This is a genomic window from Agrobacterium sp. 22-209-1 (genome assembly GCF_053522485.1).
In genome coordinates this window covers 182,621-204,130 of sequence record NZ_JBNWCH010000003.1, presented here as the reverse complement: position 1 = coordinate 204,130, position 21,510 = coordinate 182,621, and the positions used below count along the sequence as shown (strand labels likewise).

General features: G+C 59.8%; 17 protein-coding genes. 14 read left to right on the top strand and 3 right to left on the bottom strand.

What is annotated here, in order from left to right:
- The 4 genes from murG to ACQZ48_RS08860 all read left to right on the top strand — a co-directional run bounded on the left by murG (position 1) and on the right by ACQZ48_RS08860 (position 4,521).
- Positions 1-1,137, top strand: coding sequence for an undecaprenyldiphospho-muramoylpentapeptide beta-N-acetylglucosaminyltransferase (gene murG / locus ACQZ48_RS08875; RefSeq protein WP_191217555.1), 1,137 nt, complete (start codon positions 1-3; stop codon positions 1,135-1,137).
- Positions 1,134-2,549, top strand: coding sequence for a UDP-N-acetylmuramate--L-alanine ligase (murC, locus tag ACQZ48_RS08870; RefSeq protein ID WP_448728740.1), 1,416 nt, complete (start codon positions 1,134-1,136; stop codon positions 2,547-2,549). Before murG ends, murC begins: the two co-directional genes overlap by 4 nt.
- On the top strand, positions 2,546-3,511 hold the full coding sequence (gene murB / locus ACQZ48_RS08865; protein ID WP_448728739.1) for a UDP-N-acetylmuramate dehydrogenase: 966 nt from the start codon (positions 2,546-2,548) through the stop codon (positions 3,509-3,511). Before murC ends, murB begins: the two co-directional genes overlap by 4 nt.
- 200 nt (positions 3,512-3,711) lie before the next feature.
- Entirely contained in the window at positions 3,712-4,521 is an 810-nt protein-coding gene (locus ACQZ48_RS08860) for a GGDEF domain-containing protein (protein ID WP_077981677.1), read from the top strand.
- A 70-nt stretch (positions 4,522-4,591) separates the two neighbouring features.
- Here ACQZ48_RS08860 and ACQZ48_RS08855 read toward each other — a convergent pair whose 3' ends face one another.
- A complete protein-coding gene (locus tag ACQZ48_RS08855) occupies positions 4,592-5,896 on the bottom strand; it encodes an MFS transporter (protein WP_448728738.1) in 1,305 nt (434 codons plus the stop codon).
- Positions 5,897-6,439: 543 nt separating this feature from the next.
- On the opposite strand from ACQZ48_RS08855, the gene ACQZ48_RS08850 reads away from it, so the two are divergent.
- The 9 genes from ACQZ48_RS08850 (at position 6,440) to ACQZ48_RS08810 (ending at position 18,721) form a co-directional block, all read left to right on the top strand.
- The gene (locus tag ACQZ48_RS08850) at positions 6,440-7,366 is read left to right on the top strand and encodes a D-alanine--D-alanine ligase (protein ID WP_080790320.1); all 927 of its coding nucleotides are present in this window, start codon (positions 6,440-6,442) and stop codon (positions 7,364-7,366) included.
- Complete coding sequence (locus ACQZ48_RS08845) at positions 7,354-8,286, top strand: cell division protein FtsQ/DivIB (protein ID WP_162520299.1); 933 nt, start codon at positions 7,354-7,356, stop codon at positions 8,284-8,286. The genes ACQZ48_RS08850 and ACQZ48_RS08845 overlap by 13 nt, the downstream gene beginning before the upstream one ends.
- Positions 8,283-9,614 carry a cell division protein FtsA gene (gene ftsA, locus ACQZ48_RS08840; RefSeq protein WP_191217558.1) on the top strand — a complete coding sequence of 444 codons (1,332 nt, stop codon included), beginning with the start codon at positions 8,283-8,285 and terminating at the stop codon, positions 9,612-9,614. The genes ACQZ48_RS08845 and ftsA overlap by 4 nt, the downstream gene beginning before the upstream one ends.
- A gap of 91 nt (positions 9,615-9,705) precedes the next feature.
- Positions 9,706-11,454, top strand: coding sequence for a cell division protein FtsZ (gene ftsZ, locus ACQZ48_RS08835; RefSeq protein WP_077981681.1), 1,749 nt, complete (start codon positions 9,706-9,708; stop codon positions 11,452-11,454).
- Positions 11,455-11,725: 271 nt separating this feature from the next.
- On the top strand, positions 11,726-12,685 hold the full coding sequence (gene lpxC, locus ACQZ48_RS08830; protein ID WP_077981682.1) for a UDP-3-O-acyl-N-acetylglucosamine deacetylase: 960 nt from the start codon (positions 11,726-11,728) through the stop codon (positions 12,683-12,685).
- Between the two features lie 233 nt (positions 12,686-12,918).
- The gene (locus ACQZ48_RS08825) at positions 12,919-13,785 is read left to right on the top strand and encodes an outer membrane protein assembly factor BamD (RefSeq protein WP_077981683.1); all 867 of its coding nucleotides are present in this window, start codon (positions 12,919-12,921) and stop codon (positions 13,783-13,785) included.
- Between the two features lie 15 nt (positions 13,786-13,800).
- Complete coding sequence (recN, locus tag ACQZ48_RS08820; protein ID WP_191217559.1) at positions 13,801-15,474, top strand: DNA repair protein RecN; 1,674 nt, start codon at positions 13,801-13,803, stop codon at positions 15,472-15,474.
- Positions 15,475-15,588: 114 nt separating this feature from the next.
- Positions 15,589-17,763, top strand: a complete 2,175-nt coding sequence (gene ligA / locus ACQZ48_RS08815) for an NAD-dependent DNA ligase LigA (protein ID WP_191217560.1) — start codon at positions 15,589-15,591, stop codon at positions 17,761-17,763.
- Between the two features lie 64 nt (positions 17,764-17,827).
- On the top strand, positions 17,828-18,721 hold the full coding sequence (locus tag ACQZ48_RS08810; protein ID WP_191217561.1) for an aminoglycoside phosphotransferase family protein: 894 nt from the start codon (positions 17,828-17,830) through the stop codon (positions 18,719-18,721).
- Between the two features lie 6 nt (positions 18,722-18,727).
- On the opposite strand, the gene ACQZ48_RS08805 is transcribed toward ACQZ48_RS08810, so the two are convergent.
- On the bottom strand, positions 18,728-19,261 hold the full coding sequence (locus ACQZ48_RS08805; protein WP_191217583.1) for a GNAT family N-acetyltransferase: 534 nt from the start codon (positions 19,259-19,261) through the stop codon (positions 18,728-18,730).
- A 194-nt stretch (positions 19,262-19,455) separates the two neighbouring features.
- On the bottom strand, positions 19,456-20,385 hold the full coding sequence (locus tag ACQZ48_RS08800) for a DMT family transporter (protein WP_165691106.1): 930 nt from the start codon (positions 20,383-20,385) through the stop codon (positions 19,456-19,458).
- Positions 20,386-20,582: 197 nt separating this feature from the next.
- On the opposite strand from ACQZ48_RS08800, the gene gcvA reads away from it, so the two are divergent.
- Positions 20,583-21,485, top strand: coding sequence for a transcriptional regulator GcvA (gene gcvA, locus ACQZ48_RS08795; RefSeq protein ID WP_191217562.1), 903 nt, complete (start codon positions 20,583-20,585; stop codon positions 21,483-21,485).
- Positions 21,486-21,510 lie beyond the last annotated feature (25 nt).

Here is a 21,510-nt window from a genome sequence, read left to right as displayed (position 1 = left end):
ATGAGCAAGGGTATTGTTCTGCTTGCCGCCGGGGGAACCGGCGGCCATGTGTTTCCGGCAGAGGCCTTAGCGCATACGCTGAAGGCGCGTGGTTATCAGGTGCATCTCGTCACCGACAGCCGTGCCGAGCGTTATGCCGGCAAGTTTCCGGCCGATGAAATTCACGTTGTGCCATCGGCCACCATCGGCTCGAAGAACCCGATTTCGGTCGTGCGTTCGCTCTGGAAGCTGTGGGTGGGCCTGCGTGCCGCCCGCCGGCTGGTGACGAAACTGAAGCCGGTCGCGGTTGTCGGTTTCGGCGGTTATCCCACCGTGCCGCCGCTTCTGGCCTCCACCGGACTTGGCGTTCCCTCGATCATTCACGAGCAGAATGCGGTGATGGGCCGCGCCAACAAGGCGCTCGCCGGACGCGTGAAGGCGATTGCCGGCGGTTTCCTGCCGCCCGCCAACGGCCAATATTCCGACAAGACGGTGGCAACAGGCAATCCGGTGCGCCCGGCGGTGCTGGCGGCATCGGAGATACCCTATACGCCCTCACAGACGGGCGAGACTTTCCAGCTTGTGGTTTTCGGCGGCAGCCAGGGCGCGCAGTTCTTTTCCAGCGCCGTTCCGGCCGCGATCTGCCTGATGAAGGATGAGCAGCGCAAACGTATCGTCGTGACCCAGCAGGCGCGCCCCGAAGACAAGGACAGCGTCATCGCCTCCTATCAGAAGCTTGGTGTGAAGGCTGACGTTTCGCCCTTCTTCGGCGACATGGCCTCGCGTATCGGTGAGGCCGATCTCGTCATCAGTCGCTCGGGCGCCTCGACGGTATCGGAGCTTTCGGTGATCGGCCGACCATCGATCCTCGTGCCCTATCCCCATGCGCTGGATCATGATCAGGCGGCGAATGCGGCCGCACTTTCGGCGGCGGGCGGGGCAAGCGTCATCAAGCAGGCGGACCTGTCGCCGCAGAAGCTTTCCAGCCTGCTGTCGTCGGCGCTTGCCGAGCCGGATCGTCTTTCGGCAACGGCAGCAGCGGCCAAGGCGACCGGCAAGCCCCATGCGGCGGATGTGCTGGCCGATCTGGTGGAGGCGATCGCCGAAGGCCGGTCTGTACAGGAATTCAAGAAGAAGAATGAAGGAGTTGGGGCATGAAGATGCCGAAAGCCATAGGCCTTGTGCATTTCATCGGCATAGGCGGGATCGGCATGAGCGGCATTGCCGAAGTGCTTCACAATCTCGGCCATCGCGTGCAGGGGTCGGATCAGGCCGAAAGCGCCAATGTGCAGCGCCTGCGCGACAAGGGCATCGAGGTTTTTGTCGGTCACACGGCTGACAATATCGGCGATGCCGAGGTGGTGGTCGTTTCCACCGCCATCAAGAAGAACAATCCGGAACTGATCGCGGCGCGTGAAAAGCATCTGCCGATCGTTCGCCGAGCCGAAATGCTGGCCGAGCTGATGCGTTTCCGTAATGCCATCGCCATTGGCGGCACCCATGGCAAGACCACGACCACCTCCATGGTCGCGACGCTGCTGGAAGCCGGCAATCTCGATCCGACCGTGATCAATGGCGGCATCATCAATGCTTACGGCACCAATGCCCGCATGGGCGAGGGTGAGTGGATGGTGGTGGAAGCGGACGAATCCGACGGCACCTTCCTGAAACTTCCAGCCGATGTGGCCGTCATCACCAATATCGATCCGGAACATCTGGATCATTATGGAAATTTCGATGCCGTGCGCGCGGCTTTCCGACAATTCGTCGAGAACGTGCCGTTCTACGGTTTCGGTGTCATGTGCCTCGATCACCCTGAAGTGCAGGCGCTGGTCGGCCGGATCGAGGACCGTAAGGTCATCACCTACGGCGAAAACCCGCAGGCCGACGTGCGTTTTTCGAATGTGCGCATCGACGGCACGCGCTCGGTGTTCGATGTGGAAATCCGCCGTCGCCGCACCGGCAGGATATTCTCCTTCAAGGACCTCGTCCTGCCGATGCCCGGCCGCCATAATGTCTCGAATGCGACGGCGGCGATTGCCGTTGCCAATCGTCTCGGCATTTCGGAAGCCGACATCAAGAAGGGCCTTGCCTCCTTCGGCGGCGTCAAGCGGCGCTTCACGCTGACGGGCGAAGCCAATGGGGTGCAGGTTTTTGACGACTACGGTCACCATCCGGTGGAGATCAAAGCTGTGCTGAGGGCGGCGCGGGAGGCGTGCAAGGGCCGTATCATCGCCGTGCACCAGCCGCACCGATACAGCCGCCTTTCCAGCCTTTTCGACGATTTCGCGCATTGTTTTAACGATGCCGACACGATTATCCTTGCTCCGGTCTATGCCGCGGGCGAAGATCCGATCGAGGGCGCAAGCTCGGAAGCGCTGGTTTCGGCCATCAAGGCCGCCGGTCACCGGGACGCCCGTTTTCTCGAGAAACGGGAAGATCTCGCCTCAGTGGTTACAGGCATTGCGAATCCGGGTGATTTCGTGGTTCTCTTGGGGGCTGGAAATATCACGCAATGGGCAGCAGTACTGCCTTCGGAATTGAAGAGCATATCGGGAAAGTCTGAATGAGACAGGTCGATGGGGTTAAATTGCTGGGGAGGCTCGGCGACGGGGTAAAGGAATTGCGGGGACGTCTGACACCGGATGCGCCCATGGACCGCGTGACGTGGTTCAGAGCCGGCGGTCTTGCTGAAGTCATGTTCCAGCCGCACGATACGGACGATCTGATCGCCTTCCTGAAAATTCTGCCGGAAGACGTGCCCTTGACCGTGGTCGGCGTCGGCTCGAACCTTCTGGTGCGTGATGGCGGCATTCCGGGCGTTGTCGTCCGTCTGTCGGCCAAGGGGTTCGGCCAGGTGGAGCTTGCCGGTGAAAACCGCATCAAGACGGGCGCGATCTGCCCGGACAAGCATATTGCGGCCATGGCCATGGACAATGGCATTGGCGGCTTCCATTTCTATTACGGCATTCCCGGCTCCATCGGTGGTGCGCTGCGCATGAATGCCGGCGCCAATGGCGGCGAGACGCGCGAACGTGTTGTGGAGGTCTATGCGGTCGACCGTCAGGGCAACCAGCATGTGCTTTCCAACGCGGATATGGGCTATAGCTATCGCCATTCCGACGCCGACAAGGACCTGATCTTTACCGGCGCGCTGTTTGAGGGTTATCCGGAAGACAAGGCGAAAATCCGCGCCGATATGGATGCCGTGCGCCACCACCGCGAAACAGTGCAGCCGATCCGCGAGCAGACCGGTGGTTCCACCTTCAAGAATCCCGAAGGTCATTCCGCGTGGGAACTGATCGATGAGGCGGGCGGTCGCGGTCTGGTTATTGGCGGCGCGCAGATGTCGTCGCTGCATTGCAATTTCATGATCAATACCGGCCATGCGACCGGTTACGATCTGGAATATCTCGGCGAAACCATCCGCAGGCGCGTGTTCGAGAAGTCGGGCATCCGGCTGGAATGGGAAATCAAGCGCCTCGGCCTCTTCATGCCGGGTCGTGAAGTGGAGCCGTTCCTCGGGGCATAAACCTCGGTGAATAACGTATATTACAAGAAAATTTGCTTTTGATCGACTGTTGCGTGTATCGTAACGGTCGATCAATGTTTTTTACTCTATCTTTTGGGGTAAATACTTGATCGGCCCGGGCGAGGTCTCGGTTTTAAATTTTATATTGTTTTTTTATTAGGTAATTCTAACGGAAATATGTGATCTAGGTGCCCTTGAGCATGATGTTGGATCTTTGGAAAAAAACGATCGAGATGATGAGTTTTTCGGTCGCGACGCTCGAGGGTCGGCGGCGGCTCCAGCCGATGGAATTCTCCATTCGTATTGCGTGTCTCGTCACGCTCATTGTTATTCTGATGTGCACGGGTGGCCTGACGCTTCTCGCGCAGTTCGGGCTCGTGACCGATCTCTTCAACGGGATCATGTTGGCTGTGACACTTGGCGGGGCCGTGGCGTTTACGGTGACATTGCTAGTCTGCTGGCTGAATGCGAGGGAAGTGCAAATTCTCGTGCAATCCCACGAGCGCTTTCTGCATCTGAGCCATACGGACGCCCTGACTGGCCTTAGCAACCGGCTCGGCCTTTATGCGGCATGTGATAAACTCGGCAGCGACTACTGCGTCGCCTTCCTCGATATCGATCATTTCAAATCGGTGAATGACAGGCACAGCCATCTCGTCGGCGATCTCGTCATTTCAAGTGTTGCGCGCCGGATAAGGGAGCATTTCGATCCTCCAGCGCATGTCGCGCGCCTGGGCGGCGAGGAATTTGTGGTCGTCCAGGAGACCAACCGGCTGGCCTTCCTGCAGATGTGCGAGAGGGTGCGCGCAGCCGTCGCGGCGACGCCGGTGGAGCATCAAGGCCTTCGGATCACGGTGACGATTTCGATTGGTGTCGCTTTTCGCGGCGACGCCGAAATTTTCGACAAGGTCATGCACAATGCCGATCTTGCGCTTTATCGGGCAAAGGATGGCGGACGCAATCGCGTCTGCATGGTGGGCCATGTCGAGCGGCGTCAGTCGGTGGCTTAAGCAGAAATTGACAGACAAAAGCCCGCGAAATGAAGGTTTCGCGGGCTTTTTTGCCGTCGAGCGTCTCAGATCAGACTTCGTCCTTGCGGGATATAAGGATGCAGGCGAGCGTGATGAGCGCCGATACACAAAGATAGTAACCGACATAACCCATGCCGTAATTCACCTGCAGCCATGTGGCGATGTAAGGCGCCAGCGAAGCGCCGAAAATGCCGGCCATGTTGAAGGTGATGGACGAGCCGGTGTAGCGCACCCGGGTCGGGAAGGGCGCGGCAAGCGCTGTTCCAATCAGGCCGTAGGTCATGCCCATCAGCATCATCGCCAGAGCAGCAAAGACGAAGATCGAGCCTTCGCCACCGGACATCAGGCCGGGCAGCAGGAAGGAGAACAGGCCGATCAGCACCGTCGTGATGATCAGGATTTCACGACGACCGAATTTTTCGGCGAGCTTGCCGGCGATCGGAATGAAGATGCCGAAAACGATGGAACCGAGGATCTGCACTTCCAACGCGTCGAGGAACGGGATTTTCAGAATCTTGACGTTGTAGGAGAGCAGATAGGCGGTGCCGATGTAGAAGAGCACGAAGGTGGCCAGCGCCACGAAGGTGCCGAGCACGAGGCTGCGCTTGTGGTTGCGGAACAGTTCCGCAACCGGCACGGCCACGCGCTCTTCCTTTTCGATTGCCTTCTGGAAGTCGGGCGTTTCGGTGATCGACAGGCGAACCCACATGCCGACCGCGATCAGGATGATCGAGGCGACGAAGGGAATGCGCCAGCCCCAACTCAAAAGCGCTTCCTGAGACATGAAGTGCAGCAGGATCCAGAACACGCCGGACGAAAGGAACAGGCCAACCGGTGCGCCGAGCTGCGGGAACATGCCGTACCAGCTACGCTTACCCGGAGGTGCGTTTTCCGTGGCGAGCAGGACGGCGCCGCCCCATTCGCCACCGAGGCCGAAACCCTGGCCGAAGCGGCAAAGCGCGAGCAGCAGCGGGGCCAGAACGCCGGCGGTCTCATAGGATGGCAGGAGGCCGATCACGACGGTGGAGACGCCCATCGTGAGTAGAGCGGCGACAAGGGTGGTCTTGCGGCCGACACGGTCACCATAGTGGCCGAAGACCACAGCGCCCAGCGGGCGGGCGAAAAAAGCGATGGAAAAGGTGGCGAAGGACGCCAGAAGCGCCGTCATCGGGTCACTGTTCGGGAAGAACAAGGTGGGGAACACGAGCACTGCGGCCGTGGCGTAAACGTAGAAGTCGAAAAACTCGATGGTCGTGCCGACCAGACTGGCAGTGAGAACTCGTGCAGGCGAATTTGTCTTTACAACGTTCGAATTGTCAGCCGTCGGCGATACCGTAGATATCGCGTCGGTCATGGTATTGGTTCCATTTTGAATGATTTCAATGTCATGCCTTGGGAGGCGATGACTGCGTTAACGTAATTTTTGTGCTCAGGGAATGCTAAAAAAGAAATAATGCAGATATTGTGATCTATCAGCGCGACACGTGTGGTTATACCTCTCGAGGATGCTTTGGCGATTGAGAGACTGATTCAGGCCGCGGTTTTAAAACGCTGAAACGCCAGATAATTTTCCCTGGGGAATAATCCCGTCTGTTAACGTTTCGACCTTGCCTTTATCGCGGAGCAGGAGCCGTGCGGCTGCCGTTTTATTTTCGATCATTGAAAACCTGTATGTTGCAATCCGTGCAACTCTCTGATTCCAAGGAGGGAATCCGGATCGGTGCTGATTCTTTAACGAAACTCGGCACGTTGGACGCGGCGGTTAACGAAAGTAAACGATTCATTAACCTTAATGGCGTTTAACTGATCTCAAGGATCATGTGCCAGAATCACCGTTCGTCAAATCCGGTCGGTTCGGGGCGTGGTTCGTAACGGAGAGTTGGTGTCAGAGGGTTCGATGAGCGGCAAGCACGTAGCTGTTCTTTTGGGTGGATTTTCGTCGGAGCGGCCGGTCAGCCTGTCGTCGGGCAACGCTTGCGCGCAGGCTCTGGAAGACGAGGGCTACAAGGTCACCCGGGTCGATGTGGGGCGCGATATCGCCGCCGTACTCGACGAGCTGCGCCCGGACGTCGCCTTCAATGCACTGCACGGTCCCTTCGGCGAAGACGGCACCATTCAGGGTGTCCTCGAATATCTCGCGATTCCCTATACGCATTCCGGCGTGCTGGCTTCCGCGCTTGCCATGGACAAGGCGCAGGCCAAGAAAGTTGCCGCGGCTGCCGGCATCCCGGTGGCTGCCGAGCGTGTCATGAACCGCTTCGATTTCACCAGCGAACATCCGCTTGCGCCGCCCTACGTCGTGAAGCCGGTGCGCGAAGGTTCGAGCTTCGGTGTCGTGATCGTCAAGGAAGACCAGTCGCATCCGCCGCAGATTCTCACCTCGTCGGAATGGCGTTACGGCGATCAGGTCATGGTCGAGCGCTATATTCACGGCCGGGAATTGACCTGCGGTGTACTCGACGGCGAGGCGCTGGGCGTCACCGAAGTGGTGCCGCTCGGTCACAACTTCTATGATTATGATGCGAAATATGCGGCTGGTGGCTCGAAACATGTCATTCCCGCAGAAATTTCACCGAAAATTTACCAAAAAATTCAAACACTGGCGGTTATGGCGCATCGGGCGATCGGATGCCGTGGCGTAAGCCGTTCAGACTTTCGTTACGACGACCGTTTCTCAGAAGATGGCGAAGTTATCTGGCTTGAAGTGAATACGCAGCCGGGCATGACGCCGACCTCCCTGGTGCCGGAAATGGCGGCCCATGCTGGCCGCTCCTTTGGTAACCTTGTCAGCTGGATGGTGGAGGACGCTTCGTGTTTGCGGTGACCGGCAAAAAGTCGACGGCAAAACAGCGCGAGCAATATGCGGCGGCGGCCAATGCCGACGATCGCAGGGTGCTGCCGCGTCCGCTGCGTCGCTTCGTGCGTTTCGGTGTCAGCCTTGCGACCGGACGCATTCACATTCCCGCCCATACCGGCACGATTTCGGCTTTCGCCTTTTACGCGGTGATCGGGCTTTACGGCATGTCGCTCGGTGGCCACACCAATATCGTCACCCAGACGACGACCTCGGCTGCCGGTTTCGCAGTCGAGGATGTGAAGGTCTCCGGCAACCGGCAGACCTCCGAAATCGATGTATTCCAGCTTCTCGGCCTCGACGGCAGCACCTCGCTGATTGCGCTTGATATCGATGCGGCGCGCCGCAAGCTGGTGCAGCTTCCCTGGGTGGAAGATGTCGATATCCGCAAGGTGTATCCCAAGACCGTGGAAGTCCGGCTGAAGGAGCGTCAGGCCTTCGGCATCTGGCAGCACGGAACAGAACTGTCGTTGATCGAAAAAAATGGCAGCGTGATTGCGCCGTTGCGGGATAATAAATTCGCCTCCCTGCCGCTCTTCGTCGGCCGCGACGCGGAAACGGGTGCTGCCGGTTTTGTCGCGCAACTGGCCGACTGGCCGGAAATCCGCAACCGCGTTCGCGCCTATGTCCGCATTGCCGGCCGCCGCTGGGATCTGCATCTCGATAACGGCATCGTCGTCAAGCTGCCGGAAGAAAACCTGCCGCAGGCGTTGCAATTGCTGGCGCGGCTCGATCTCGAGGAAAAGGTGCTGTCGCGCGATGTCGCCGCCGTCGATCTGCGGCTGTCGGACCGCACCACGATCCAGCTGACCGAGGGCGCCGCCGAGCGCCGTCAGGCCGCTGTCGACGCGCGCACCAAGGCTCTCAAGAAGGCGGAGAAGAACACATGAGCTTTTTCGGTTCTTCCCATTTCGGCCTGCCTCGCCTGAAGCCATTGTCTTCCAAGCGCAGCCACATCGTTTCGGTGCTCGACATCGGCTCGACCAAGGTCGTGTGCATGATCGGCCGGCTTACGCCGCGCCAGGAAAGCGAAATCCTGCCCGGCCGTACCCACAAGGTCGAAATCATCGGCATTGGCCACCAGCGTTCGCGCGGCGTGAAGTCCGGCGTGATCGCCGATCTCGACGCGCTGGAAGGCGTGATCCGTCTTTCGGTCGATGCGGCCGAGCGCATGGCGGGGCTTACCGTCGACAGCCTGATCGTCAATGTGTCGGCTGGCCGGCTGGCGAGCGATATCTACACCGCGAGCATCGATCTCGGTGGTCAGGAAGTGGAAGCAAGCGATCTGCGCAAGGTTCTGGTGGCGGCAAGCCAGCAATCCATGCGTCTGGACCGGGCCATCCTGCATTCGCTGCCAACAGGTTATTCGCTGGATGGCGAGCGCGGCATTCGTGATCCGCTGTCGATGTATGGCGATCTTCTCGGTGTCGACATGCATGTGGTGACTGTCGAACGCACGGCGCTGAAGAACCTCGAGCTTTGCGTCAATCGCGCGCATCTTTCGGTCGAGGGCATGGTGGCGACACCCTATGCCAGCGGTCTTGCGGCACTGGTGGATGACGAAGTTGAACTCGGCTGTGCGGCCATCGACATGGGCGGCGGCACCACGACGATCTCGGTTTTCGCCGAAGGCCGGCTCATTCATACCGACGCAATCGGGCTTGGCGGCCATCACGTTACGACAGATCTTGCACGAGGCCTCTCGACACGAATCGAAGATGCGGAGAGACTGAAGGTGGTGCATGGTTCGGCTTTGCTGAATGGCGCGGATGAGCGCGACATGATTTCGATCCCGCCGATTGGCGAAGACGATCGCGATCAACCATTGCAAGTTTCAAGAGCACTTGTTACCCGCATCGTGCGGGCACGTATCGAAGAGACGCTGGAATTGATCCGTGATCGTATCCAGAAGTCCGGCTTCAGCCCGATTGTCGGCAAGCGCGTCGTCCTGACCGGCGGCGCAAGCCAGCTGACGGGTCTGCCGGAAACGGCGCGGCGCATCCTTGCCCGCAACGTTCGTATCGGCCGCCCCATGGGTGTGGCCGGTCTTCCGGTCGCGGCAAAGGGCCCTGCCTTTTCGACGGCGTGCGGACTGATGATCTATCCGCAGGTGGCGGATATCGAAATTCATGCGGCGCAAGGCGGAATGTTCTCGCCGTTCGGCAACGGTAGCGGCCGGATAGCCCGGGTGGGGCAATGGCTGAAAGAGAGTTTTTGAGTGGCCTCGTGGCGCAAGCCGGAGGTTTCAGAGTTGAGTTTCAAGAATCGGCCAGCGGGGCGATGCGGCCAGAGAAAGAAGGAATGTTAAAATGACGATACAGCTGCAGAAGCCTGATATCACAGAGCTGAAGCCACGCATCACCGTCTTCGGTGTCGGCGGTGGCGGTGGTAACGCTGTCAACAACATGATCACGGCCGGCCTCCAGGGCGTCGACTTCGTCGTCGCCAACACGGATGCGCAGGCGCTGACCATGACGAAGGCAGATCGGGTCATTCAGCTCGGCGTCAACGTCACCGAGGGCCTCGGCGCCGGTTCGCAGCCGGAAGTCGGTCGCGCTGCCGCTGAAGAATGCATCGACGAGATCATCGATCACCTGAACGGCACCCATATGTGCTTCGTCACCGCCGGCATGGGCGGGGGCACCGGCACGGGCGCTGCTCCCGTCGTCGCACAGGCTGCCCGCAACAAGGGCATCCTGACGGTCGGCGTCGTTACCAAGCCTTTCCACTTCGAAGGCGGCCGCCGCATGCGTCTTGCCGAACAGGGCATCGAGGAACTGCAGAAGTCCGTCGATACGCTGATCGTCATTCCGAACCAGAACCTCTTCCGTATTGCCAATGACAAGACGACCTTTGCGGACGCCTTCGCCATGGCCGACCAGGTTCTCTATTCCGGCGTTGCCTGCATTACCGACCTGATGGTGAAGGAAGGTCTCATCAACCTCGACTTCGCCGACGTCCGTTCGGTCATGCGCGAGATGGGCCGCGCGATGATGGGCACCGGCGAAGCTTCCGGTCCGGGCCGTGCGATGCAGGCTGCGGAAGCGGCGATCGCCAACCCGCTGCTGGACGAAACCTCGATGAAGGGCGCACAGGGCCTCTTGATCTCCATCACCGGTGGTCGCGATCTTACCCTGTTCGAAGTCGACGAAGCGGCGACCCGTATCCGCGAAGAAGTCGATCCGGATGCGAACATCATCCTCGGCGCAACATTCGACGAAGCGCTGGAAGGTCTCATCCGCGTCTCCGTCGTTGCAACCGGTATTGACCGCGTTGCAGGCGTCGGCGAGCAGAACGTTGCCGAAATGCGCGCCGCAGCCGCCGCTGCAAAGCCGCTTATCCGTCCTTCCGCGGCCGTTGCTCCCGCTCCGGCCGCAGTCCAGCCTGCCGCAGTCTCGCAGGCACCGAAGGCCGTAGACCCGATCGCGCAGACCATCCGTTCGGCAGAAGCCGAAATGGAACGTGAACTCGGTTTCGCCGCACACCAGCAGCCGGCACAGGACTTCCGTCCGCAGAGCAAGCTGTTCGCATCTTCTCCGGCTGAAGCGCCGGCGGCTCTCCGTCCAGTTCAGCAGGCGGCTCCGGCTCCGGTAGCCCAGGCTCCGGCCTATCATGCTCCGGAACAGGTTTCCGCTCCGGCGCCGCGCATGCAGCAGCCGCAGGCGCCCGTCTATCAGGAGCCCGCACCGGTTGCGCGCCAGCCCGAGCCGGTTCGCATGCCGAAGGTCGAAGACTTCCCGCCGGTCGTCAAGGCCGAGATGGAACATCGCACCCATGCCGCTCCTGCCGCCCAGGAAGAGCGTGGCCCGATGGGTCTTCTGAAGCGCATCACCAACTCGCTTGGTCGCCGCGAAGAAGAAGAAGTTCCCTCCGACATGATGGACGCACCGAGCATGGCTCCGCAGCAGCGCCGCGCGCCGCTTTCGCCGGAAGCAAGCCTCTACGCACCGCGTCGTGGCCAGCTTGACGACCACGGCCGCACAACGCCTGCCTCCTCCAGCCATCACGATGATGACCAGCTGGAAATCCCGGCCTTCCTGCGTCGCCAGTCTAACTAAAGGCGATTCCATAATCCCCTTGAAACGCCCGGATCACACGATCCGGGCGTTATGTTTATTTCACGTGTTAACACTAAATTAATTCGTATTTTCAACGGCTTGTGCATGTAACAATCCGAAACGAACAGTGATTTGTCGTGGCACCTACATGTGCGTATGTATGAGGCTGGGTAAAGGAACAGATTGACTTTGCCGGTCGTTAAAACCCGGCTTGAAAACTTTGAACGGCGCTGGCCCAAGCGGCGCGGTTTGCAAAACAAGGCATATTCGCATGACCATCGGACTGCTCGGATTTCAGACAACTATCGCACATGCTGTTCAGCTTAAAGGCATTGGCGTGCATTCCGGCAATCCGGTCTCGATGACGTTCCAGCCCGCAGAAGCTGGAACGGGCATCGTTTTCAATCGCCTTCATGACAATGGCAGCGTTACCGAACTGAAGGCGGTGTCCGCCAATGTCGGTAACACCGATCTTTGCACGGTGCTCGGCCGCTCGCTGACGCAGTCTGTCGCGACGATCGAGCATGTCATGGCCGCCATCTACGCCATGGGCCTCGACAACCTCATCATCGAGGTCGACGGTCCGGAAGTTCCGATCATGGACGGCAGCTCGGCGCCTTTCATCGAGGCGATCGAATCCGTCGGCATCAAGAACCTCGGCGTGAAGCGCCGCTATATCCGCGTCACGAAGCCGGTGCGTATCGATTCGGGCGCCTCCTGGGCGGAATTCCGTCCTTACGACGGTACGCGCTTCGAGGTGGATATCGATTTCGACACGCCGCTGATCGGCAAGCAGTCCTGGAAGGGCGACCTGACGGCGGAAACGTTCAAGAACGAACTGTCGCGTGCCCGTACCTTCGGTTTCATGCGTGACGTGGAGCGCCTGTGGGCCGCCGGTTATGCGCTCGGCTCTTCGCTTGAGAACTCGGTCGTCATTTCCGATGACAACAGCGTCATCAACATGGAAGGCCTGCGTTACGCCAAGGACGAATTCGTCCGTCACAAGACGCTGGACGCCGTGGGCGATCTGGCGCTTGCCGGTGCGCAGTTCATCGGCTGCTACCGCTCCTACCGCGGCGGCCACAAGGTCAATGCGAATGCGCTGAAGGCGCTTTTGAGCGACCGCACGGCCTATGAGATCGTCGAAGCGCCGGCAGCCCGCAACCAGATGGTTCGCGCCCGCGAATTCGTTGCTGTCAACATGCCGGAATTCGCACCCTGGTCTGCTTGAGTTCCTTCGCAGGCTATCAATTGACAGAAAAAGCCGCTCCCTTTGGGGCGGCTTTTTCGTGATGCGAACAAGAAGTTGCGTTATATCGTCTGATATTCATGCGATTGCATGGGTGGATGCCATAAAAATGCGTTAATGCGTCATCATTGCGTTGCCCTGCGGATGCTTTTATGGCTAGAACGCCATTGCAAAGCCGATGCTTATGTATTTGCGCGGGAAGTGGGAACTGTCGAATGAAGCATGTAGGGTCTGGTGCAATGAAGGGTACGATGCGGGGGATCGCCGTTTCGTTGATGTTGGTCGGCGCGAGTGTCGCCATCACGGCCTGCCAGTCCGATCCGGATATCGACATCACCAAGCTCGGCGTCGAGACCGATCCGCCTGACGTTCTGTACAAGCAGGGGCTTGCCAACATGAACGCTGGCAACATGACAGAAGCCTCACGCAAGTTCGAGGCGATCGACAAGCAATATCCGTTCACCGAATGGGGCCAGAAGGCGCTGGTGATGCAGACTTTTATCGCCACACGCACCAACAAGAATGATGTGGCGATTACCACTGGCAGCCGGTTCCTGCGGCAATATCCGCGCGCGAAAGATGCCGCTTATGTTCAGTACATGATCGGCCTTGCCTATTCGAAGCAGATTTCCGATGTCACACAGGACCAGCGCGCAGCACAGCGCACCGTCGAGGCGATGAACAAGGTCGTCAATGACTATCCCGATTCGGAATATGTCGCCGACGCACAGGCCAAGATCCGTTTTGCCCGCGACCAGCTCGCCGGCCGCGAAATGCAGGTCGGCCGTTATTATCTTGAGCGCAAGGAATATCTCGCCGCCGTTTCGCGTTTCCGCATCGTCGTCGAGCAGTACCAGAACACCAACCAGATCGAGGAAGCGCTGGCGCGTCTGACCGAAGCCTATTACGCCATGGGCCTGGTGGACGAAGCGCAGACCGCGGCTGCCGTTCTTGGTAACAACTATCCTGACAGCCAATGGTATGCGGATTCCTACAAGCTGCTGAAGGGTCAGGGGCTGGAGCCGCGTGAAAACAAGGGGTCCTGGATTTCGCGCGCCGGCAAGAAGCTCATCGGCGCTTGAGACGGGGCATAGGCCATGCTGGTCCAGCTCTCGATTCGCGATATCGTTCTCATCGAAAGGCTCGACCTCGGTTTCGAGGCGGGCCTTTCCGTGTTGACGGGCGAGACGGGTGCGGGCAAATCCATTCTTCTCGATAGTCTTTCGCTGGCGCTTGGTGGCCGCGGCGATGGCGGCCTTGTGAGGCACGGCGAGGACAAGGGGCAGGTGACGGCCACCTTCGAAGTCCCGAATGATCATCCCACCCGGCTTCTCCTGCGCGAAAACGGCCTTGATGACGATGGCGACCTTATTTTTCGTCGTGTGCAATCTGCCGACGGGCGAACCAAGGCCTATGTCAACGATCAGGCCGTGAGCGTGCAAATGATGCGCCAGCTCGGGCAATTGCTGGTGGAAATTCATGGTCAGCATGATGATCGCGCGCTTGTCGATACCGATGCGCACCGCACGCTGCTGGACGCCTTTGCTGGGCTGAGCGATGAGGCTCGCGCTGTTCAGGGCCTATACCGCACCTTTAAGGACGCCGAACGTGCGCTGAAGACGCACCGCGCCAAGGTGGAGGCGGCGGCGCGCGAGGCGGATTACCTTCGCTCGTCCGTCGAGGAACTGGAGACGCTCTCGCCGCGCGACGGCGAAGAGGAGGAGCTGGCCGAGCGCCGGGCGGTGATGCAGAAATCCGAACGCATTGCCGGCGATATCGCGGAGGCTAGCGAGTTCCTGAACGGCAATGCGTCGCCTGTGCCTGTCATCGCGTCGATGATGCGGCGTCTGGAGCGCAAGAGCCACGAAGCGCCGGGATTGCTGGAAGACACCGTACAATTGCTGGATGCCGCGCTGGACAGTCTCTCCAACGCACAGATGGAAGTGGAGGCGGCCCTGCGCCGCACCGAATTCGATCCGCGTGAGCTGGAGCGGGTGGAGGAGCGGCTGTTCGCGCTGCGTGCTGCCGGGCGCAAATACAATATCGCCGTACCCGATCTGCCGGCTCTCGCCGAAAAAATGGTGGCCGATCTCGCCGATCTCGATGCCGGCGAAGAAAAGCTCGGCAAGCTTGAGGCCAATCTCGGCGTGGTGAAGGCCGATTTCGACCGTGCCGCGCAATCGCTTTCCGACAAACGCCGCCACGCGGCGGAAGCGCTTTCCAACGCGGTGATGGCAGAACTGCCGGCGCTGAAGCTGGAACGGGCGCGGTTTACCGTCGAGGTGACCTCCGATCCCGAACAAGCGACGGCGGACGGTATCGACACGGTGGAATTCCACGTCCAGACCAATCCGGGCACACGCCCCGGCCCGATCATGAAAGTGGCCTCGGGCGGCGAATTGTCCCGCTTCCTGCTGGCGCTGAAAGTGGCGCTGGCGGATCGTGGTTCGGCGCCGACCCTGGTGTTCGACGAAATCGATACGGGCGTTGGCGGCGCGGTGGCGGATGCCATCGGCCAGCGGCTGCGCCGCCTGTCGAAAACCGTGCAGGTCCTGTCCGTCACCCATGCGCCGCAGGTGGCGGCGCGGGCGGCCACTCATCTTCTCATTTCCAAGGGTCCATCCGGCGACGGCAGCGAGCGTATCGCGACGCGCGTGGCCACCATGGAGCCGAAGCACCGCACCGAAGAGATCGCCCGCATGCTGGCCGGCGCATCGGTGACGGACGAGGCTAGGGCTGCGGCGGCTCGCCTGCTGGCGGCCAAGGACTGACGGCTACCCGTTGCCTTGCGCAAGCGGATGCGGCCTGTGAGTCCAACGGCAAAACTGTTTTTAATGTTTGTTCTTTCGGCTAAAAGCGTTCGGTAATTCCGAAAAGAGGCCGTCATGTCGCAAGACCAGAAATCCGTCGAAAACCTCACCGAGCTTGAAGCCTCTTCCGAGCTTGCATTTCTGGCGGCCGAGCTTGCGCGGCATGATGCGCTTTACCACGGCAAGGATGCGCCGGAGATTACGGACGCCGAATATGATGCGCTGAAGCGTCGTAATGACGCCATCGAAGCGGCTTTCCCGGCGCTGGTGCGGGCCGACAGCCCGTCGAGAAAAGTCGGCTTCGCGCCGCTTCCGACCTTTGCGCCCATCGTGCATGCGCGGCCGATGCTGTCGCTCGACAATACCTTTTCGGAAGAGGATCTGCGGGATTTCGTCAGTTCCGTCTATCGCTTCCTCGGGCATCTGCCGGACGATTCCATCGCCTTTACCGCCGAGCCGAAGATTGACGGGCTTTCCATGTCGATCCGCTACGAGAACCGCAGGCTGAAGACGGCGGCGACGCGAGGAGACGGCACGACCGGTGAAAATGTCACCGCCAATATCAGGACCATCAAGGAAATTCCGGACGAACTGCCCGCCGATGCGCCCGATGTGGTGGAAGTACGCGGCGAGGTCTATATGGCCAAGAGCGACTTTCTGGCGCTCAATGCCCAGATGGAGGCCGAAGGCAAGCAGACCTATGTGAACCCGCGCAACACGGCATCCGGTTCGCTGCGCCAGCTCGACGCCAATGTCACGGCGAAACGCAAGCTGCGGTTCTTCGCCTATGCGCTGGGCGAGGTTTCGAATGGCGGCCAGCCGGCGCGGCTCGCCGATACGCAATACGGCATTGTTGAGAAGTTCCGCGAGTGGGGTTTCCCGGTCAATCCGTTGATGAAGCGATTCACCTCGGTCCAGCAATTGCTTGAACATTATAACGAAATCGGCGTCGCGCGGCCCGATCTCGATTACGATATCGACGGCGTCGTCTATAAGGTCGACCGACTCGATTTGCAGGAACGGCTTGGTTTCCGCTCGCGCAGCCCGCGCTGGGCCACCGCGCATAAGTTCCCGGCCGAGCAGGCCTTCACCACCGTTGAGAATATCGAGATACAGGTGGGGCGCACTGGCGCCTTGACGCCGGTGGCGCGGCTCACACCGATCACCGTTGGCGGTGTCGTCGTTACCAATGCGACGTTGCACAATGCCGATTATATCGAAGGTATCGGCAATAGCGGCGAGCGCATCCGCCCGGAAGACCACGATATCCGCATCGGCGACACAGTCATTGTGCAGCGCGCCGGCGATGTCATTCCGCAGGTGCTGGATGTGCTTCTGGAAAAGCGTCCGACTGAGTCGGTGAAATATGCCTTCCCGGAGAAATGCCCCGTCTGTGGCAGCCATGCGGTGCGGGAGCGCAATGAAAAGACCGGCAAGCTCGATTCGGTCACGCGCTGCACCGGCGGTTTCGTCTGCCGGGCGCAGGCGGTGGAGCATCTCAAACATTTCGTTTCGCGCAATGCCTTCGACATTGAGGGGCTTGGCACGAAGCAGATCGATTTCTTCTTCGAAAGCGACGATCCTGCGCTCTCGATCAAGACAGCGCCTGACATTTTCACGCTGAAGGCGCGACAGGAGGCGTCTCATCTGACCAAGCTCGAAAATATCGACGGCTTCGGCAAGGTCAGCGTCAAGAAGCTGTTCGACGCCATCGATGCCCGCCGCGAGATCGATCTGCACCGGCTGATTTTCGCTCTCGGCATCCGTCATGTGGGCGAGACCACGGCGAAGCTTCTGGCGCGCTCTTACAGCACTTATGAGCATTTCGAGGAGGCGATGAAGGCGGCGGCTGATCCTGCAAGTGACGCCTGGGCTGAACTCAACAGCATCGATGGCATCGGCGAGGTGGTGGCGCGCGCCATCATCGAGTTCTACAAAGAGCCGCGCAATCTCGATGTCATCGACAGGCTGATACGGGAGCTTCGCCCGAAGGAAGCCGAAAAGCCCTCGACCGATGGCAGCCCGGTAGCGGGCAAGACTGTGGTCTTCACCGGCTCGCTCGAAAAATTCACCCGTGACGAGGCGAAGGCCCGCGCTGAAAGTCTTGGTGCGAAAGTCGCGGGGTCGGTGTCGAAAAAGACCGATATTCTGGTGGCGGGGCCGGGGGCCGGTTCCAAGCTTGCCAAGGCGACGGAACTGGGCGTGCAGACCATGGACGAGGATGAGTGGCTGGCATTGATCGGCGGTTGAGGTTCCGTCATGGTAATGTTGTTTTTAGCGATTACATGGCCGGTTCTGATCAGGAGATGAGCCATTGGATGACCGTATCGTTGTGTCCGAAGAGCAGGTCCGGGCGCTGATCGCCTGCCAGTTTCCGCACTGGGCGGCGCTCGATGTCAGTCCTGTCGATCATGCTGGCTGGTCCAATCGCAGTTTCCGGCTGGGCGAGGCCATGCTGGTGCGGCTGCCGAGTGCCGAGCGCTATGTGGCGCAGGTGGAAAAGGAGCATCGCTGGCTACCCTTTTTCGCCAGCCATTTGCCGATGCCGGTTCCAGCGCCTCTTGCCTGCGGAAAGCCCGGCGCGGATTACCCCTGGCCCTGGTCGGTCTATGGCTGGCTGGAAGGAGAGCCGCTCATCAATCATCTGGCCTCGGTTGATCTTTCCCAAGTCGCGGCCGATGTCGCTTCCTTCCTGAATGCCCTGCACGCCCTCGATACTTCCGACGGACCGCCGGCCGGCATACATAATTTCCATCGCGGCGGCGCATTGCACGTCTATGACGAAGAGGCGAGGGCGTCCATGCAGACGCTTGCCGGCGAGGTCGATGCCGGGCTGGCAATGGAAATCTGGCAGTGCGCATTGTCCAGCCGCTGGCATCTGCCCCCGGTCTGGGTGCATGGCGATGTTTCGGACGGCAACCTGCTATTCCGCGACGGACGCCTGTCGGCCGTCATCGATTTCGGCAGTTGCTGCATTGGTGATCCGTCGTCAGACCTTGTCCTTGCATGGAACCTGTTCGAAGGGGATAGCCGCGCGGCCTTCCGCGCCGCCCTGCCTTTGGACGACGCCACATGGCAGCGGGGGCGTGGCTGGGCGCTGTGGAAGGCTTTGATCGTTCTGGATGCCGAACGTGGACGTAACAAAAAAATGGCCGAATGGTCACGAAGGACCATTCGGGAAGTGTTCGCGGATCACCTTGAAAACTGACGTTTCCTATCTAAGACGCGCCATCACGTGAGCATCGACGTATTTTCCATCGCGGTAGGCGTCGTTGCGAAGGGTGCCTTCGCGTTCGAAGCCGAATTTCTCGTAAAGCCTGATTGCCGGGAGATTGTCGGTGAAAACATTGAGTTCGATCCGCTTGATGTCGTGCCAATTGTCGGCGGTATCTATCAGCGCTGCGAGAAGGTGTGATCCCACTCGTTTACCGGCAAAATCGTCGTGAACACTGATCACAAGATCGGCAATGTGGGACTGCCTTCCCGCCCTGCGAAACAGTCCAGCATTGGCAACGATCTTTCCTCGCCATTCGGCAACGATGGCGATATCGTTCGGGCCGCGGTTTTCCATCGATTTCCGTGTCTTTTCAACGGACTGAAACGGCTGTCGAAGCGTGCCGTGACGGACGCCGGGCAGGTTGAACATTTCGGTCAAGGCTTCGGCATCGTCCAGGCGCGCCGCACGCAGGATGACTTCGTTCAAGCTGAATTGCGAATCTTCATTATCGGCAAATTTCAAGTTCTGCATGCCTGTCTCCTTGGGCGTATTGGGGGCGTGTGGGGAGCAGGTTTGCGAACCCTGCTCTCTTGGCAGGGTAAAAATGGATCGCTTAACGCGACGACACACCTTTCCCTGCCGAATGGCCGGTGATGGTATGGCGAGGGGTGGTATTCTGCTTCGTTGCGATCATGCGTGCAGAATGCTTTTGCCCCGTGTTCCTGTCAAGCGGGCGCGTTGCGCAACAGTCTTCGGAGTTTTGCCGGCAGCCTGCCGTCGATCGCCGCAAGACCGGCGGCGATCATCGCCATGCCGGCGAAGTGCTTTATTTCCAGTTGCTCGCCGAGGAGGAGCGAACCGAGCAGGATGGCGCTGACGGGAATGAGGAAGGTGACGAGAGCGAGGTTGGTGGCGCCGGCGCTGGCGAGGATGCGGAAGAAGATCAGGTAGGCGAGCGCTGTCGACAGGAGGGCGATGCCGACAAGCGCGCCCCAGGTGCCGAGGCCCGGCATGGCCAGCATCCATGGTTTATCGATAAGGAGGGCGGCCGGGATGAGCATCAGTGTCGAGGAGGAGATCTGGCCGGTGGCGGTCATCAGCGGCGGTACGCCCATGGCCTTGAAACGGCGACCGAAGATGCCCGCGAAGGAATAGGAGACGGCGGCGCCGAGAATGGCGATCTGGCCCCAGAGGCCGGATGAGCCGGTGAAGGCGGCCGGGCCGATCATGGTCGCCACGCCGGCAAAGCCGATCACGACCCCGGTCAGCTTGTTGCCGGTCATCTTCTCGTCGGCGGTCAAAAAATGCGCGACGATGACGGTGAAGAGCGGCGTCGTGGCATTGAGGATCGAGGCAAGCCCGCTGGCGATCTGGGTTTGGCCCCAGACGATCAGGCAGAAGGGGATGATGTTGTTGAGCAGGCCCATGCCGAAAAAGGCACGCCACACCGCCCATTCACGCGGCAGGTGAAGGCCCATGATGCGGCAGACGATCAGAAGCGCGATCGCCGCCAGGCTGACACGCAGCGTGACGATGGTGACGGGCGGCAATTCCTTGACCGCAACACCGATGAAAAAGAACGATCCGCCCCACAGAAGCGAAAGCGCGACAAGCATCGCCCATTCACCGGCATCCATCTGTTTCTGTATCGCCATCGTCGTCTCCCAAAGCTTGAATATGGACATGATCGCAGGCGGGATGGCCGCCATCCACCCGATATTGATTGAGTTTATCTCAAGTTGAAGATGGGTGGTTTTTAATGCGTTTTAGGTCTTATTGCGTCTATCTACTCCTTGTTTTATGGTTTTTTCAAACGATTGTTTCTCGTGCGATAATTGAGGTGACCTAAACCATGGTAGCCGAACTTCCTTCGTTGAAAGGGTTGCAGGCCTTCGAGGCCGCAGCGCGGTATCGCAGTGTCACGCTCGCCTCCAACGAGCTGAACGTCACGCCCGGCGCGGTCAGCCTGCAAATCCGGGAGCTGGAGGCGCGGCTTGGCGTGCAATTGTTTTTCCGCAAGCCGCGCAGCATTCAGCTGACGCGTGAGGGGGAGCGTTATTACGGCGCGCTTCGCACCGCCTTCCGGATGATGCGCGAGGCGACGGCGGAACTGACGGCGCGTTCCGAAATCACGGTGCTCACGCTGAGCTGCACGCCGACTTTCGCCGTGCAGTGGCTGATGCCGCGACTGCCTGCTTTTCAGCAGCAATACCCGCAGGTGGATGTCCGCATCAGCGTGACGAACCGATTGGTGGATTTTTCGAGGGACGATGTCGATCTGGCGGTACGGCACGGGTTTGGTCGGTATGAAGGGCTGGAGAGCATCCGCTTCATTGATGACAGCACCCTGCCGGTGTGTGCGCCGCAACTTCTGGAAAAATATGGACCGCTTCAGGAAGCGGGGGACCTGAAATCCATTCCGCTCCTGCACGATGAGAACCGCAATGAATGGCGGCGCTGGCTGGAGGCGGCGGGAACATCGGATGTGGATGCCTCCGGCGGCACCGTCTTCATCGACAGCAACGGCGCGCTGGATGCGGCCAAGGCCGGGCATGGTATTGCACTGACCCGGCGCTCGCTGGTTTCCCGCGAGCTTGCGGAAGGTGCATTGATCGCGCCCTTCGGCAAGGATATGGCCAGTACGCTTGCCTATTTCCTCGTTTATCCCAGGCGTATGCTCGATAATCCCGATCTGGTGACGCTCATCGACTGGATGCTTTTGGAAGCGCGGTCAGCCGAGGCCGGTTCTCTTTGATGTCAATCCGGTTTATGCCGGAATG